Here is a 17,251-nt window from a genome sequence, read left to right on the forward strand (position 1 = left end):
TAAAATTATGGCTCAATATACAAGATTAGAAGTAGCTCAGGTTATGAAAGATACAGGAATGGTTCCTTTATTTTATCATAAAGATTTAGAAGTAAGTAAAAAAGTAATTACAGCTTGTTATAAAGGAGGAGCAAGATTATTAGAGTTTACAGCTCGTGGAGATTTTGCACACGAAGTCTTTGGAGAATTAGTAAAATATGTAACAAAAGAATTACCAGGGATGGTAATGGGAGTTGGCTCTGTAACAGATGCAGCTGCTGCCTCAAGGTTTATGTCTTTAGGAGCAAATTTTATTGTAACTCCTGTTTTACGAGAAGATATTGCAATTGTTTGTAATAGAAGAAAAGTTTTATGGTCTCCTGGTTGTGGAACTTTAACAGAAATAGCAAGAGCAGAAGAACTAGGGTGTGAAATTGTAAAATTATTTCCAGGTGATATTTATGGACCGCAATTCGTAAAAGGAATTAAAGGACCACAACCTTGGACAAGTATAATGCCAACAGGAGGAGTTTCTCCAACCAAAGAAAATTTAGAAGGATGGTTTAATGCAGGTGTTACTTGTGTTGGTATGGGATCTAAATTGATGACAAAAGATGCTGATGGGAATTTTGATTATGAAAAAATTCAGAGTACAACAAAAGGAGCTTTAGACATCATTAAATCTCTTAAATAATAGTACTTTTAATCTAAGAAATAAGTAACCTTCAATTTTCTTAAATTGAAGGTTTTTTTAATGTTATTTATGAATAAAGCTATTCTTTATATGATTTTTAGCGTAATTTCTTTTGCGCTAATGAATGCAGTTGTAAAATATTTAACGGTATTTAATGTCTATCAAATAGTGTTTTTTAGATCAATAGGAACTTTGGTTTTTACTATTCCGTTACTACTAAAATATAAAATTCCAATACTTGGAACTCATAAAAAATTGTTACTAATTAGAGGTTTTGCTGGGGTAATTTCTTTAACTTGTTTTTTTCAATCTTTAAATTATTTAGCAGTGGGTACGGCAGTATCTTTAAGATATACATCTCCTATTTTTGCAGCTATTTTTGCAATGTTTTTTTTGAAAGAAAAAATAAAAACGATTCAATGGTTTTTGTTTTGTCTTGCTTTTATTGGCGTTTTAATAATAAAAGGATTTGGTGTTGAAGTAGATACTATAGGTTTAGTTTTTGTTTTGTTATCTGCTATTTCTTTAGGAGTAATTTTTGTTGTGATAAGAAAAATTGGAGAAACTGAAAATCCTTTAGTTATTATAAATTACTTTATGGTAATGGCTTTTGTTTTTGGAGGATTGATGTCTATCAATTATTGGAGAAATCCTAACTTAATCGAATGGGGTTTATTACTTAGTTTAGGTGTTTTTGGGTATATAGGTCAACTATATATGACAAAAGCATTACAATCTCATGAAACAAATGTAATTGCTCCGTTAAAATATTTAGAAGTAATTTTTATGATTATTATTGGTGCTTCTTGGTTTGGTGAAGTTTATAATTTATGGACTTTATTGGGGATTTTATTAATTTTAACAGGTTTAATTTACAATATTTATATAAAGTATAAATCTTCAAAATAAGGAAATTTTAATTAGTTTGTAACAAACCAATATCCTCAATTGTATTATTTTCTTTTAACAAAATAGATTTTTTATTGGGTATAAATTTCTCTTTATCATCCCATTTAGGGTTTTTATAAAAGATGTTTTTTTGAATCGCATTATTGGTTGTTTTTATTTTCCCACAATGATGTATCAAACTATTTTCTATAATTTGCCAACTGCCAGATAAACTAATTGGATTTTCAATTTCGTAACTGTTTATAAAAACTGAATTTTTAATTGTAACAGAAGGAATAGCTTTTGCTTTTATTATATTTCCTTTATTTATATTGTTAACACGGTTAAAAATTGAATTTGAAATTTGTAAACTCCCTAATCCTGTATTAAAATAGGGGCCTGTTTTAGAATAATTTATAGCAAATTCATCAATATTTTTAAAGGTAGAATTATGTATTATAATAGTATTTGCGTTGTATTTACCAAAACTATTTTTTTCGTAAGATAAATTTAAACCTCTGTAACTATCTAAAAAGCTAGAATTTTTTATGCTAATAGTATCAGCTAAAGTACCTGCATAAGCTTTAAAAATGCTTCCTCCGTTTTTATTATTAAAATTTTTAAAAACACAATTTTCTATAAACAATTTATATGTTTCATTATTTTCTTTATCTGGAGAAACGATTGCATATTTTACTTTGGTATCATTATTACCATCAAAAATGATATTTTGTATTTTTAAAGTTGATTTTTCTTCAACTCGTAAAAAATAACTCAAAGGTTTTTCTAGGTTACTTGGGGCTTTTAGCACTGTGTTTTTAGCACCAACAATACGAATGTTTCCTTTAATTTTTGTGTTTTTTGAAATATAATATTCACCATCTTTAAGTAATAATATTGCTGATGTTCCTATTTTTTTTAATGCATTTTCTAAAGTTTGCAATCCTGGTTCTATAGTGATTCTTTTAGATGTAATTATTGTTTTTGGTTCAATAATTTTGGGTTTCCAGTATGGACCAGGTTTTATTAATAATGCTTTAGGGAAAATGTATGAATCTAGATTAAATGCTCCTACCACAAAAGGGGTCTTTTCTATTTCGGTAATATCTAATTTTGGACTTTTCTCATTTTTAAAGGTAGAAATCAAAAATTGATTTCTAGAAGTTGGGATTGGTATTGAGCTTAACATTTTCCAATCTATAGTTTGCTTTATAAATTGTTTTACATCAATATAAGCTTTAGAATCTACAATATTATTTTTGAAAGTTATTCCGTTTATATCATCAGAAGAATTTAAAATTTGATTTCCATTGTTATTAGAAATTAAATTGTTAGCAAAAAGAGTTTTAATAGGAGGTAAGCTTCGTTCATCATTTTTCCCAGCCGCAAATTCGAGTGTTCCACAATTGATTAATGTATTATTTTGTATGCTCACATTTTTTACTTGATTGTATCTGTTTAAAGGAGAGTTTGGTACTCCATTCATAAGAACAATTGGTCCTCTAAAACCGTTTCCTGCTAAACCAATCATTAAATTGTTTCTAATAATATGACCTTCATTTATAATTCTAATTCCTCCTGTTTTTGGAACTTTATTTCCTATAAAAACATTGTTTTCTACCAAAGCATTATTTCCATGTCTTAACGTTAAAGTTCCTTTACTCTCTATAAATAAATTATTTCTATAGATATTATCAGCAGATTTGTTAGATATAATTTCAATTTCACCATTGCAATTTTTAAAAGTATTACTCTCTACAATTGTTTTTGATGATTTCATTGAATTGGTGCTAGTACCAATTCTAATTGTTTCTCCTCCATTTTTACCTAAATCAGGCCTACTTCCAAAGAAATTATGATCTATTTGATGATTGTTTTCTGTATCTTCTTTACCTTTTAGCCAAACAACTAAAGTTGTTCCATCATTTGTCTTTCCTGTAAAATTATTATGATCTACTCTGTTGTTTTTCCCCCATAGGTCTACCCAATGAGATTTTAAAGTAGCATCAATAGGATTGTAATATGAAATTGTGTTTTGTGTAAACCTGCAATTGTTAGCAAACTCTTTAGAGTTTTTTCTGAAAGAAACAATTGATTTTGCTGTAGGGTTTCCATCTTTAAACCATAGTCCAGAAACTACTATATATTTTCCATAAATAGTAAGTGTTGAATTTCCTTTAATAAGAACTTTTCCTGCTGTTTCTGCTTTAACTATAATTGGATTCTCTTTTTCTCCATTTCCAAAGGCATTAATTTTAACATCTAACCAAACTCCATTTTTTAAAATGATAGTTGTACCTGCTGTTGCTTTTTTAATTGCAACATTATATGCTGTGATATCTTTTACAAGAATATTTTTTTTCTGAGAAAAAGAATTCATTGAGATGAATATATACAGTAATGGCAAAATGTTTTTCAGTATCATAATGGATTTTATTTTTTGGTTTACCAAACTGGTAAACCAATTAATATTTCCAAATATAACAAATTACTTCTCAATATAGAAATTAGAAATACAATTTGTAAGATGAACTTTTTTTATAATTTATTTTGAGGATCTAAATTAGATAGTATTATTTAAAAACAAATATTATATTTGTTTTTATGATTAAAGAACTTCCAATAATAGCAGGTATAATTGCTTCTATTTTACATGTAGTATCTGGACCAGACCATTTGGCAGCAGTTACACCTATTGCTATAGAAACGAAACGAAAAGTTTGGCGTATTGGTTTTATGTGGGGTACTGGACATTTACTAGGAATGTTAATCATTGGAATTCTTTTTTTATTTTTTAAAGAAGTAATTCCTATAAAAACCATTTCGGTTTATAGTGAACAAATTGTTGCATTTGTTTTGATTGGTATTGGTATTTGGTCTTTATATAAATTATTTTATAAAGAAAAAATTCATAATCGTATACATATACATGCTAATGATGATGTCTATTTACACAAACACACCAAAGCTCATAAGAATCAGGATCACCATAAAAATGGTAAAAAACACCTTAAATCATCTTTTAGCATAGGAATTTTACATGGTTTAGCAGGAGTTGCTCATTTTTTATTATTATTACCAGCTTTAGGTTTTGAATCTTCATATCAAAGTTTACAATATATAATTGGTTTTGCTATGGGTACTGTATTTGCAATGACAGTTTATACACTTGTTTTAGGAGGAATAACCAAAAAATCTAGTAATAATCTTTATTTGTTAAATGGAATTCGTGTTGCAGGAGGATTATTTGCCTTAATTATAGGTTTTTATTGGATGTATTTAAGTTTATAAATCACCTATCACTAATCTATGATTTCCTGTATCTGCTAAAAAAAGTTTGTTCTTATAAGTTGTAATAGAGAAGGGCCAATAAATTGCTTTTTGAGTTCCATGCATATTTTCTTTATACTCGCTACTTGTCTTAAAATTTGGTCGTCCAATTAACCAATCTGCTGGTGTATTATTTTTTTTAGGAATAGTATCAAAACCTAAAATTCTACTATTACCTGTATCATTAACCAAAATTCCATTTTTATAAAAGCAGGCATCGTAAGTCCAGTTTAATGTATTTGCTTCAGGAGATAACCTAAATTGATTTTGCCCACAAGCATCAAAATTATCTTGACCTATTATAATATCTGCTTTGTTCTTAAATGCAAATTTCCAATCATTCCATACTAAAACTCTGTAAAATTGAGTATCAGCAACTGCCATTTGTCCTTTAGAGTTAATTTTAATAGAATAAGGCCAAATCACATCGTTATTTTCATAATCACGTGTTGTAAAATCAGGTTTTCCTATTACAGCATCTGCTTTTTCATAATTTGTAGTAGGAATGCTTTTATAATATAAAATACGTCTATTTCCGGTATCAGCGATCCAAAGTTGGGTTCCATCAGAAAAAACTCCATAAGGCCAATTTAAACTTTGTGAAGTTGGATCATTCCCAATCCCTTTTACATTTGGTTTGTTGGCATTAAAATCTGGTTGACCTAAAACTACATCTGCTAATTGACCGTTTTTTGTAGGCATTTTAAGCCAAATTAAAACACGATGATTCCAGGCATCTGCAACAACTAAAATTTTTCCATCACTCCATATTCCTGAAGGATACTGTAAAGTGCTTGCACTAGCAATTCCTCCAGAATTTCGTCCTATTGTAGAAACTTCCATTTGGCCTAATATTACATCAGGATTTTGAAATTCTGATGTTGGAATTGTATTCCAAACAAAAACTCTATTTTGACCTGTATCTGAAACAAATAACATATCATTTGCTACAAAAACACCACGTGGAGCTAAAAAAGGTTTTTCTTCAGCTCCTTTAAAAGTATAAGCATTATTAATTTTTGTACCTAAAGTATTGTAATTCATACTAGCAAATTCTTGGTAATTGTTCTCCTGGAAGCATACTAACCACACGTTTTCCTCCAATATTACTTTCTAAAACAACTTGTTTGGGATGGTTTTTTACTACTGAGCCTATAATTTTGGCATTAATACCATTTTCATCATTCTGTAGTTCTTGTAATAAATTTTCTGCAATATTTTCTGAAACAAAACTTAAAAACAATCCTTCATTTGCTACATATAAAGGATCTAGTCCTAATAATTCACAGGCACTTGCTACTTGTTGTTCAATAGGAAAATCTTTTTGAAAGATCTCAATACCTAAATTTATTTGTTTGGCAATTTCGTTTAAAACAGTAGCAACACCACCACGTGTAGGATCTGTAACTAAATGAATGTCCGATCCAAATTTTTCTATTAGGTTGATGATGGTATGATTTAAATTAATTGTATCACTTTGTATCTGAGATTCAAATTCTAAACCTTCACGAACTGACATAATTGCCATTCCATGGGAAGCTATATTACCACTAAGAATAATTTTATCACCAATATTAATGTTCTTTGCGTTTATATTTGCTTTTGGGTGAATACTTCCAATACCTGATGTATTGATGAATATTTTATCTCCTTTTCCTTTTTCTACTACTTTAGTATCACCGGTTACTATTTGAACACCCGATTTTTCACAAGCAAATTTTATGGATACTAATATTTCCCAAAATTCGGACATTTTTAATCCTTCTTCAATTATAAAGCTTAAAGAAAGGTGTTTGGGGATTGCGCCACACATAGCTAAATCGTTTACTGTTCCGTTGATAGCTAATTCACCTATATTGCCTCCTGGAAAAAAAATTGGTGAAACTAAAAAGCTATCTGTAGAGAAAGCTGTTTTACTTTCTAAATTGATAAATGCACCATCGTGTCTTTCATCTAGAATAGGGTTGCTTAAAATATTAAAAACACCACTATCTAAAAGTTTATTGGTTAATATACCACCACTCCCATGTCCTAAAGTAATAACATCAAAATCTAACTTAGGCATAGGGCACTGTAACTGCATTTTAATTTTATCTGATTGATACATTTTGTTGTTTTAAAAATTAAGCTTCTATTAAGCCAGAAAAATGATAATAAGCAGCACATGCACCTTCGCTACTTACCATAGGTGCTCCTATAGGACTTGTAGGCTTACATTTTTTGCCAAATTGAACACACTCAAAAGGTTTTTTTATGCCTTTCATTATGAGACCGGATATACAATCTGGATTTTCTGGAGCTTCCTTAATGGTAATATCAAACTTTTTTATAGCATCGAAATCTTTATATTTTTCTTTAATACCATAACCACTTTCTGGAATTTCTCCGATTCCTCTCCAGGTTTGATTTTGAGTTTGAAAAACATCAAAAATTATTTGTTGTGCATTTGGATTTCCTTCTTCCCTAACAATACGAGCGTATTGATTTTCTACTTTGTTTTCTTTGTTTTCTAATTGACGAATTACCATTAATATTCCTTGTAAAACATCAAGAGGTTCAAAACCTGTAACAACAATAGGTACATTGTGTTTATTAGCAATAGGATAATATTCCGAATTTCCCATTATTGTACAAACATGTCCTGCGGCAAGAAATCCATCAATTTTACTTTCATCATCATTTATCACAGCTTTGATGGCTGGAGGTACTAATACATGTGACGCTAAAATAGAATAGTTTTTTAAGTTTTTCCTATGTGCATGAATCACAGAAAGCGCATTTGCTGGAGCTGTAGTTTCAAATCCAACCGCAAAGAATACCACTTCTTTATTAGGGTTTTCTTCGGCAATTTTTACTGCTTCAAGAGGGGAATATAAAATACGAATATCTCCACCTTCTGCTTTGGCTTCTAATAAACTTTTTTCTGATCCAGGAACACGTAGCATGTCACCAAATGAACATAAAATTACATTTTTTTGTTGTGCTAAATGAATTGCTTTATCTATTAAACGTAAGGGAGTTACACAAACCGGGCAACCAGGTCCGTGAATCATTGTTACTTCTTTTGGAAGCATTTCTATAATTCCGTTTTTCACCAAACTGTGTGTTTGCCCACCGCAAACTTCCATTATAGACCAAGGTTTGGTAACTGTTCTTTTTATTTCTTCGAGATATTGTTTTGCTAATTCTGGATCTCTGTATTCTGACATGTATTTCATATCTATTCCTTTTTTGGTAAATAATTATCTACATCTTCTAATTCTCCTAACTCTCCAATTTCTTCTAAATATTTAAATGTTTTTTGGGCTTCTTTTTCATCAACTTTACTAATAGCAACACCAACATGCACTAAAACATAATCATCAATATTGGCATCTGGTAACATTTCTAAACTAGCTTCTTTTATAATCCCTCCAAATGATACTTTTGCCATACGTACCTTTCCATCATAAAGATGCTCAATACTTTTTATTTTTCCTGGAACTGCTAAACACATAGTTTTAATTTTTACAATATTGATTATACATTAATTGTCCAAATGAAATATTCTCATCATTAGGAGACAATTTACAATTAATTTTTAAATTTATATTTTCTTCTTTGGTCATTTTAAGTAACATTTTTACTAGGAAAGAGTTTTGAAAAACACCTCCACTACAAGCAATTATTTTTATGTTTTCTTTTTTAGAAATTTTGAGAATACATTTTGATAAAGTATAAATAAAACTTGCTGCAATTTTTTCTTTAGGAATATTGTTTTCTTTTGCTTTTATAATGTTTTCTATAATTTTTTGTGGTGATAATTGTTTTTCATTCTCTAAAAAATTTAGATAAGATTTTTGTTGGTATTCACTGGCCAATTGTTCTAATAACATTACGGCTTCTGCTTCATAAGTATTAATATCTGTATTTATTAATAAGGAAGCAACGGCATCAAACAAACGACCAACAGATGATGTTTTTAATTTATTTGAAGCTAACATTTTATTATAAACACTCCATTCTGTTTTAGAAAATTTATTTTCAATAAGTTGTTTATTTTCATTGCTCATTAAACTTAGTAAAGCCAATCTTGGTTCTTTTGCCATTTTATCGTTAGCAATCCAATTAAAATAATTAAAATGAGTAAGTCTTTTCATTTTTTTATTTTGATAAGTAAAGAACTCACCTCCCCAAATGTTGTTGTCATCTCCCAAACCAGTTCCATCCCATATAACACCAAGTATTTGATCTTTTGAAGAAAATAAATGATGTTCGCCTAAAACACTTGCAAAATGTGCTTTATGATGTTGAACTACTATAAGATTTGTATTCCATTTTAAAGCGAATTCTTTGCCTATAACACTACTTTGGTAATTAGGATGAGTATCAATTAAAATGGTTTTTGGAGTGGCATTAAATAATTGAATATAATCATTTATCGTTTTTTTATATCGTTGTAAAACGTTGTAACTATCTAAATTTCCAAAATATTGACTTACATAAATATGTGTATTAGGAGAAAAAGTAAATGTGCTTTTTAAATGTGCGCCCATCGCTAAAATAGGCTCTGTTGTTTTTGCATTAACATCAATATAATTTGGAGCTAACCCACGTGATCTTCGTAAAATAATTGTTTGTTTGTCTATAATTTTTAGAACAGAATCATCTTGAGGGAATTGAATATCTAAATTATGATGTATAAAATAATCTGCTACATTTTTTAATTCTTCTTGCGCTTCTTTTTCGTTAGAAATAATTGAAGAACCATGTATATTTCCGCTTGTTGCAACAAGTGGAGTTTTTACAGTTTTCATTATTAATTCAAATAAAGAAGAGGATGGAAGCATGACACCTGTTTGATGTAATTTTGGAGCAATTATATCTGTTTTAATAATTGTATTTGTTTTGTTTTTTAAAATTACAATTGGAGCTATGTTAGAGTTAATTAATTTCTCTTGGGTATCAGAAAGTTCAAAATCTTTTTTTAATGTTTCAATATTTGAATATAGAACAGCAAAGGGTTTGTTTGGTCGTTTTTTATTTTTTCTTAATTTTTGAATTACTTTTGTATTTGTAGCATCACAGCATAATAAATATCCATTTGTGTTTTTAATAGCAATAATATTTCCTTCTTTTAATTTTTTTGCAATTTTTAGGAGTATTGTTTGCTGATTTTCTTCAAGTAAATCACCTTTATCGTTTTTAAATTGAAGTTTAATTCCGCATGTTGAACAGGAATTGGTTTGAGAATGAAACCTTTTATCTTCTGGATTGTTATATTCTTTTTTACAAGTATTACACATTTTAAATTTAGAAAGTGATGTGTGCTCTCTTTCAAAAGGAAATTTTGTTGTTATAGAATAACGAGGTCCGCATTGTACACAAGTTGTAAAAGCATACTGAAAGCGTCTATTTTTTTTATCTTTTAATTCTTCTTTACATGAATTACATACAGAAAAATCGGGGGTTAATGGGCTTTGAATTTGGTGGTTTACTTCTGATAATACAATTGAAAAATCAATATATATTTTAGGTGTAATTTTATTTATATTATAAGAAGTAATAACAGATACTTTGGGTTTTTGGTTTAGTATTTGTTGTACAAAAGCGTCTATTTTTTTTTCTGTAGTGTTTATGTGAATTACCACTCCGTTGGCGTTATTACTAACATTTCCGGTTAATTTATTTTGTGTAGCAAGGTTGTATACAAACGGACGAAATCCTACTCCTTGTACAAGTCCTTTAATTTGTATTTTATATGTGTTTGCTTGCAAAAAAATTAATTATTTTGTTTTTGTTTTACTTTTTCTAATAACCAATCGCACCATGCATCAATACCCTCATCTTTTAACGCCGAAATTTGCATTACTTCAATTTGATGATTTACTTCTTTAGCATCTTTTATAACGGCATCAACAGAAAAAGGTAAATACGGCAATAAATCAGATTTTGATACCAACATTAAATCGCTGGTTAAAAACATTCTCGGATATTTTTTAGGTTTGTCATCTCCTTCTGTTGTAGCCATTAAGGTTACTCTATAATCTTCACCTAAATCAAATGAAGCAGGGCAAACTAGGTTTCCAACATTTTCTATAAATAAAAGGTCAATATTTTCTAACTGATATTCTGGTAATACTTGGTGTACCATTTGTGCTTCTAGATGACATATACCACCTGTAACAATTTGTAGTGCTTGAATTCCAGTTTCTCTAATTCGCTCCGCATCACGTTCGGTTTCTAAATCGCCAACCATCACTGCCATTGTAATTTTATCTTTTAATTTTTCGGCAGTTTTTTGCATTAAGGTTGTTTTTCCGCTACCTGCAGAAGAAGTAACATTTATTAAAAGTGTTTTGTTTTTTTTCATTTCACTTTTAATAATATCAGCAACATAATCGTTTGCCTTTAACAAGTTTATATTTGTGTTCTCACACTGTACGGTTCCGCGAGCAGCTTTCGTTGATTTATCTACACTCATAAGATGTTTTTTATTTTAATGGTTATAAAACTCTTTGTAATCTTTTTTAATCGTTAAATTCTATTTTATGAATTAACATTTCTTCTCCTTGTATTAAATTTTTACTGGGTTTATGACAATTTTCGCAAGTAAATTTATAGTTTTCTATTTGTGTTATATGATTACAGCTTTCGCATTGTATCTTTATTTCTGTAGATTCTATATGTAATTTTACATGATGAAATTTAGTGCCACAATAATGTTTAGCTGTAAATGCATTGTGTAATAATCTGGGCTCTATATTAGATAATTTTCCAACTTTTAAATAAATAGCGATCATTTTGTTGAGTTTTTCTTCTTCAAACTCAACTTCTAAAGTTTTCATAATACTATTTACAATGGATGTTTCGTGCATAATTAGTCTATAAATATGTTTAATTTTTTTAATTCTTTTTTATGATTGTTTGCCTTTTCTATCAATTCATTGTCTGTAACTAATTTTATAACTTCATTGGCTTTTTGAAGCATTATTTCGTAATTTTTTACTTCATCTTTTTCTGTTTCATTATGTATTAACCAATATAATTCTAATTGATTTAAAAGTGTTAATGCACGTTCAAAAGGATATTCTTTAGAGGTTCTTATGTTTAAGGCTTGTTCAAATAAGTCAAAAGCTTTTTTAAGATTATTATGCAATTTTGCTTCCGGAAACCCCATTAAAGCTGTTGCGTAATTATGTGAAATCATGGCATTTTCATAAGGAAATTGCTCTTTGTTATAAAATTCCAATGCTTCTTTAAAAGAAGAGGCACAAAAGGCTGTCCAAATGGCTTTTTCTTTTTCAGAAACTTGAATTTCAGAATAAATTAGAGCTAAATTATGATGAATATTGGCAAATTTTTGAGGATGAGTATCTCGTTTAAAAACTTTTAAGGCGTTTTGAAAAGTATTAATTGCAGGTTTGTAATATTGTGGGTTTCCATTTTTAGACCAAGTATATAATAAAATTGCTTTTTGTAGTGTTGCTTCACCTAAAAATTCAGGAATTTCGGCTTCTTTAAAATATAAAATTGCTTTATTAATTAAATCTTTAGCTTGAATATAATCTTTTAAATAACTGGCAATTTCAGAGGCATCTATCAATAATAAACCTGCGTTGACTGTAAGGTTTATGCTTTGGTAATAGGAAATAGAATTTAATTGTAAATTTAAAATACTTTTTAGATTTTCGATATCATATGGGACTGTTATTTGGGGCATTAAAGCATTGACCAGCAAATGATTTAGTGCATTTTTTTCTTCATTAGAATTGGCCTTTGATTTAACAGAATTAATTAATTTCTCGGCATCTTTATATAATCCATTATCTAATAATAGATTTACATAATGTTTTGTGGAAAACAGTTTTAAACTATTGGTTTGTGCATTTTTTAAAGCCTCTTCAAATATGTTTTGTAATGTTGTTTTGTCAACTTTTGTTTCTAAATCCCCAAAGTTATACGCAATTGCTAAATTATGTAATGAGGTTTTTTTTAAAAAGTTAATTTGTTCATTTGTAATTGTATATCCAAATTGTAGGTGGGTAGCAATTAATAAATGGTGATATATTTTATTTTTTTCTGAAATAAATTGAAAAGCTTTTTGATGGTTTCCTAATTTATAGAAAATAAGTGCAAGTAAATCTTCTGAAGAAAAAGGAATGTTTGGAAAAATATAGGGAGGTTCGGTATCATTCCAATCTAATTGAGTTTGTATAAGGTTATTCTTTACGATAATTTTTTTATCATCAAAATTTACAGTATCAGTTTCAGTAACCACTATAACTAATTCATTTAATCTATCTATAGAAGAAACTACTTGTTGTATTTGATTTTCAAAATTAGTTGTTGTTAATATGGTAATCATCTTTATTTATTTTTTGTTTTCCTCTACTATCTTTGGCGGCAGTATTTTGAATGTTTCTAGCATAAATTTCTGCTAATCTTTTAGAATGATAATCTCCAATTTTTTGTATCAATAGATGTTTTGGGTCTTTTGAATCTATAAAAACCAATGATACTTCCCAACGACTTTTATTTTCTATTATTCTATATTGTACTTGAGCATCTAATAACCATGCATCTTCAGGTTTATTTCTTTTACTCACTTTAAACTAATTTTTATCAAATTTGTTTTTTTTATAATGGTAAAATCTAAATTTCTATCTAGCATACTTAAGTCATTATCTATCAAAATTTCTCTTATAGCTAATGTTTTGTCACCTTTTAAATTTCTAGATTTTAATAAAAATTGAGTAGGTTTATATATTTTTACAAACCACTGACTGTCTACGGGTGTAATAAGTAAGTTTTTTTGTTCTTTTATAAAAGTTACATAAGCATAATGGATGTTTCCAAAAATAGAAGTTACTATATCATGTTCTATATAAATATGAGATGATTTAAGTGATATTCTATTCATTTTTATAAAATAACCAATGGCTTTAACTCTTCTAAGATTAGATTAACAACTTTATCTCCAGCATCTTGTACTTCTTTACTTAAGTCAAATTCTAATTTTGTATTCTCAACAGCAATTAAATATACTTGAATATCTTCTGGGTATTCGTCCTGTAATATTTTTTTAGCATAAGATAATGCTTGGTTCCATTTCATACTATGTAAAAACACTAAAGGGTTTTCTTCTGGTGCAGCTAAAACTTCACTAGCAGGGACTTTAAACAATGTTCCAACAGGTTCGTTGCTATTAATAACAGCATCTACTAAAATTATTTTCTGATGACCTTTTAATCCAAAGAGAATTTCAAAAGCGGCGGTACCCATGTCAAAAATATTGATAGAAGAATTGTTTCCAATTATTTCTTTTAATTTTTCAATAACATACATTCCAATACCATCATCACTACGTACTGGGTTTCCAAAACCCATTATTGCTATTTTTTCCATATCATTTTATATATAACTTAAAAAACTTTCTTAAGCTTTTAACTTAAGAAAGTTTTTTTTTAACTATCTTATATTTAATTGTTTATAGTTTAAATTTGGATAGTTCGACACCACTCTGTTCATCATGGGCATGTACTGTACATACCAAACAAGAATCAAAAGAACGAGCTACAATACCAACTTCAACTGGATCTGTAGGGTCTTCAATATCAATTCCTTCTAGAGCAGCTTCAATAGGCCCAGGGTTTCCTTTTGCATCATTAGGACCAACATTCCATGTAGTAGGTGCCATTACTTGATAATTTTTTATAACACCGTCTTTAATTTCAATCCAGTGAGCCAATGATCCACGTGCAGCTTCTGTAGCTCCAAATCCTTTACCATCTTTTTCTACAGGTTTGATATAGAATTCGCCATCTAAATCAATTTCAGATAACCATTTGTCAATAAATTTATAAAGACGTGGAGCTTCGTGAACTCTCGCTAAAACACGTGTAAATACACTTGGTCCCATTTTTTTTATGATATCTCCAAATAAAGGGTCCTGAATTTGATGATCCTTATTGTTTGGATTTGCATTCATAATGCAACGAGCTAAAGGTCCTGCTTCTGCTGCATGTCCGTCATAACGAGGAGCTTTAGCCCAAGAATATTGTTTGTCAAAATCAGAATCATGCAAAGTATGTGACTTAGCAGGATCTGGTAAAGGTTCGTCCCATGGGTGTAAACCATCTTCTTGATTTTTATACCAAGAATGTTTTACGTCTTCACTTATTTTCATGTGATCAAATTCATGCCAATTTTCACCATCAAAGAAGCCACTTGAGCTAATTAAAGCATCATTTCTTCCTTCAATAGTAGGATTGTTATACATATCTTTATGTAAATAGGTTCCTGTTGCTAAAAATTTACCAACTCCTTGACCAAACTTATCTAATCCAAATTCAATACCTGCTCTAATTAAAAGACCTAAATCGCTATTTTTATGAGATTCATTTTCTTCAACCCAAGCAAGCATGTCATCCCAAGATTTAATTTCTAGATAACGTTCAATTGAACAACCAAGCCAAATTGGTTCTAACCAATCGTTTTTAAATTGTGTCATAATTGCATGTGCTCTTGTGATATCTTTTAGGGTAGGAGCACACATTACGCCTCCGGGAACCATGTAGCTAGAGTGTGGCCATTGACCACCAAATAAGGCGTAGACTTGTACAGGTAAACCACTAGCAGTTAAACCTTTTTGAAAAGTTGTTCCTACGTATGCAGACCATCGTTTTACAACTTCTGGATATAAAGGTTTGTTTGCGTATTTCTTATTCGCTAAATCAGTAGCAAATATTGCATAAAACCATCTTGGAATACTTTGTATAGTTTCTGTAGCTTGACCAATTGCTCTTAATAGTAATGCATTAGGAGGCAATTTTGTTCCCCATGCAGTATCTAATGCAGAAGATGCACAGTATAAATGTGATCCACCACAAATACCACAAATTCTTGGTGTAACGATTAATCCAGATTGTGGATCTTTACCAGCCATAATTTTTTCGAAGCCTCTAAACATTGCGGCTTGTGTATGTGCTCTGGTTACTTTTCCGTTATCTATATATACTTTAACATCTAAATCACCTTCAACTCTTCCAACTGGTGATATATTTAATTCTTTTACTGTTGACATTTTAGTTTTTTTAGTTGATTATTATTTAGAAGTTTCTGTAATACGTTTGTTTGTAGGCATTACTTTTTGGAAACCTGCTTCCATATAGTATGCTAACTTACTTCTTCCTTCCGGTACCTCTTTAGGAAAAACGCCCATATATTTCATGGTTTTAAAAACACTTCCTTTCATTAAATCGTTATGAGGAAAACCTGGTTCTGTACATCCTAAGCAAGGATGATTGGAACGTGTTTTGCTTGATTGACGATTCCATAATATATTATTACAACTAGCTCTAGTCATTGGTCCTCTACAACCTACTTCATAAAATAAACATCCGCCTCGTTTACCAAAGTTTCCATCTACTTTTTGAGCAAAATTGGAAACATTAGTACAACCATCTTGTACAAAATCTGTAAAGAATGTTTTTGGTCTGTGATATTCATCAATTAAAACATCTCCAATTCTACCAACTGAAATAGCAACTAAAATTTGAGTGATCCAATCTGGATGAGCTGGACAACCTGGAATATTAATAACAGGTAAACCTCCTTTAGAAACATAATCTGCACCTAAAAAACCACCCTTGTTCTTTTTTAAAAATTGCATTCCAGTAGATTCACTTGGATTTGGTGCGACAGCGGGAATTCCTCCCCATGTGGCACAATCTCCAATTGCTACAACATAGCCTGCAACTTCAGATAGTTCTTTAATCCAATCCATCATTGGTCGATCAGCAAAATAGTTCATTGTTCCTGTACCATTAGGACCTTGAATAATTGAGCCTTCATACACTAAGATATCCATTTGCACTTTTCCTGCAATTATATCTCTTAATAAATCTTGAACCTGATCTCCAATTTGCAAACCTGTAGTTGGATGCCATAAGATATTGAGTCCAAAATCCGTAATGAGCTCAACTACAGTAGGTTCTTCTGCGTTCAAGAAAGACATAGTGTTACCACTACATGCGCCTCCTTGTAACCATAAAACATTAGCCATAAATTAGTTAGTTTTAATTTTTAATGGCATAAATATAATATGAATAATTTATTTTTTTTGTTAAATATTATGAATATGACAACAAAAAGCCTAATTTATAATGATTCTAAATACAATTTACTTGAAACAATTATGGTATTCGCATTATTGAATATGTTGATAAAATAGTAAAAAATTGAGGTTCTTATACTACTTTGTTAGTCTGAAAAGAATAATATAAGTTGTAATGAATAAATAAGATGGATTTTACTTTCCTATACAATATTTTACTATCCTTACTATTATTGGGTTTGATGAAGTAGGGCAACAAATAG

Annotated in this window: 17 protein-coding genes; 3 read left to right on the plus strand and 14 right to left on the minus strand. The window is 29.4% G+C overall.

Annotated features, from left to right (window positions below; translation table 11 throughout):
- Nucleotides 1-7 precede the first annotated feature (7 nt).
- Entirely contained in the window at nt 8-673 is a 666-nt protein-coding gene (locus MC378_RS03595; RefSeq protein WP_242177356.1) for a bifunctional 4-hydroxy-2-oxoglutarate aldolase/2-dehydro-3-deoxy-phosphogluconate aldolase, read from the plus strand.
- A gap of 69 nt (nt 674-742) precedes the next feature.
- On the plus strand, nt 743-1,582 hold the full coding sequence (locus MC378_RS03600; RefSeq protein WP_274704097.1) for a DMT family transporter: 840 nt from the start codon (nt 743-745) through the stop codon (nt 1,580-1,582).
- Between the two features lie 7 nt (nt 1,583-1,589).
- On the opposite strand, the gene MC378_RS03605 is transcribed toward MC378_RS03600, so the two are convergent.
- Nucleotides 1,590-3,941: a polysaccharide lyase 6 family protein gene (locus tag MC378_RS03605; protein ID WP_242177357.1), complete on the minus strand. Its 2,352-nt coding sequence runs from the start codon at nt 3,939-3,941 to the stop codon at nt 1,590-1,592.
- Nucleotides 3,942-4,165: 224 nt separating this feature from the next.
- Between MC378_RS03605 and MC378_RS03610 the strand changes: the two genes are divergently transcribed.
- Nucleotides 4,166-4,852 (plus strand): urease accessory protein UreH domain-containing protein, encoded by a 687-nt coding sequence (locus MC378_RS03610; protein WP_242177358.1) that lies wholly within the window; start codon nt 4,166-4,168, stop codon nt 4,850-4,852.
- On the opposite strand, the gene MC378_RS03615 is transcribed toward MC378_RS03610, so the two are convergent.
- From MC378_RS03615 to MC378_RS03675, 13 genes are all read right to left on the minus strand, one after another.
- The gene (locus MC378_RS03615; protein WP_242177359.1) at nt 4,847-5,935 is read right to left on the minus strand and encodes an NHL repeat-containing protein; all 1,089 of its coding nucleotides are present in this window, start codon (nt 5,933-5,935) and stop codon (nt 4,847-4,849) included. The two genes, MC378_RS03610 and MC378_RS03615, sit on opposite strands and share 6 nt — an antisense overlap.
- A gap of 1 nt (nt 5,936) precedes the next feature.
- Complete coding sequence (hypE, locus tag MC378_RS03620; protein WP_242177360.1) at nt 5,937-6,998, minus strand: hydrogenase expression/formation protein HypE; 1,062 nt, start codon at nt 6,996-6,998, stop codon at nt 5,937-5,939.
- Between the two features lie 16 nt (nt 6,999-7,014).
- Nucleotides 7,015-8,109 carry a hydrogenase formation protein HypD gene (gene hypD / locus MC378_RS03625; RefSeq protein ID WP_242177361.1) on the minus strand — a complete coding sequence of 365 codons (1,095 nt, stop codon included), beginning with the start codon at nt 8,107-8,109 and terminating at the stop codon, nt 7,015-7,017.
- Nucleotides 8,110-8,111: 2 nt separating this feature from the next.
- The gene (locus MC378_RS03630) at nt 8,112-8,387 is read right to left on the minus strand and encodes a HypC/HybG/HupF family hydrogenase formation chaperone (protein WP_242177362.1); all 276 of its coding nucleotides are present in this window, start codon (nt 8,385-8,387) and stop codon (nt 8,112-8,114) included.
- Between the two features lie 4 nt (nt 8,388-8,391).
- Nucleotides 8,392-10,647: a carbamoyltransferase HypF gene (gene hypF, locus MC378_RS03635; RefSeq protein ID WP_242177363.1), complete on the minus strand. Its 2,256-nt coding sequence runs from the start codon at nt 10,645-10,647 to the stop codon at nt 8,392-8,394.
- Nucleotides 10,648-10,652: 5 nt separating this feature from the next.
- Nucleotides 10,653-11,354: a hydrogenase nickel incorporation protein HypB gene (hypB, locus tag MC378_RS03640; protein WP_242177364.1), complete on the minus strand. Its 702-nt coding sequence runs from the start codon at nt 11,352-11,354 to the stop codon at nt 10,653-10,655.
- A 46-nt stretch (nt 11,355-11,400) separates the two neighbouring features.
- A complete protein-coding gene (locus tag MC378_RS03645) occupies nt 11,401-11,748 on the minus strand; it encodes a hydrogenase maturation nickel metallochaperone HypA/HybF (protein WP_274704098.1) in 348 nt (115 codons plus the stop codon).
- Between the two features lie 2 nt (nt 11,749-11,750).
- Nucleotides 11,751-13,238 carry a hypothetical protein gene (locus tag MC378_RS03650; RefSeq protein ID WP_242177366.1) on the minus strand — a complete coding sequence of 496 codons (1,488 nt, stop codon included), beginning with the start codon at nt 13,236-13,238 and terminating at the stop codon, nt 11,751-11,753.
- Complete coding sequence (locus MC378_RS03655) at nt 13,213-13,479, minus strand: hypothetical protein (protein WP_242177367.1); 267 nt, start codon at nt 13,477-13,479, stop codon at nt 13,213-13,215. The genes MC378_RS03650 and MC378_RS03655 overlap by 26 nt, the downstream gene beginning before the upstream one ends.
- Nucleotides 13,476-13,793 carry a hypothetical protein gene (locus MC378_RS03660; RefSeq protein ID WP_242177368.1) on the minus strand — a complete coding sequence of 106 codons (318 nt, stop codon included), beginning with the start codon at nt 13,791-13,793 and terminating at the stop codon, nt 13,476-13,478. Before MC378_RS03660 ends, MC378_RS03655 begins: the two co-directional genes overlap by 4 nt.
- Nucleotides 13,794-13,795: 2 nt before the next feature.
- Nucleotides 13,796-14,278 (minus strand): hydrogenase maturation protease, encoded by a 483-nt coding sequence (locus MC378_RS03665; protein WP_242177369.1) that lies wholly within the window; start codon nt 14,276-14,278, stop codon nt 13,796-13,798.
- 82 nt (nt 14,279-14,360) lie between these two features.
- Nucleotides 14,361-15,956, minus strand: coding sequence for a nickel-dependent hydrogenase large subunit (locus MC378_RS03670; protein WP_242177370.1), 1,596 nt, complete (start codon nt 15,954-15,956; stop codon nt 14,361-14,363).
- 21 nt (nt 15,957-15,977) lie between these two features.
- A complete protein-coding gene (locus MC378_RS03675; RefSeq protein ID WP_242177371.1) occupies nt 15,978-16,937 on the minus strand; it encodes an NADH-quinone oxidoreductase subunit B family protein in 960 nt (319 codons plus the stop codon).
- Between the last annotated feature and the right edge of the window lie 314 nt (nt 16,938-17,251).

The sequence above is a fragment of the Polaribacter marinus genome, assembly GCF_022662535.1.
Lineage (GTDB): Bacteria > Bacteroidota > Bacteroidia > Flavobacteriales > Flavobacteriaceae > Polaribacter > Polaribacter marinus.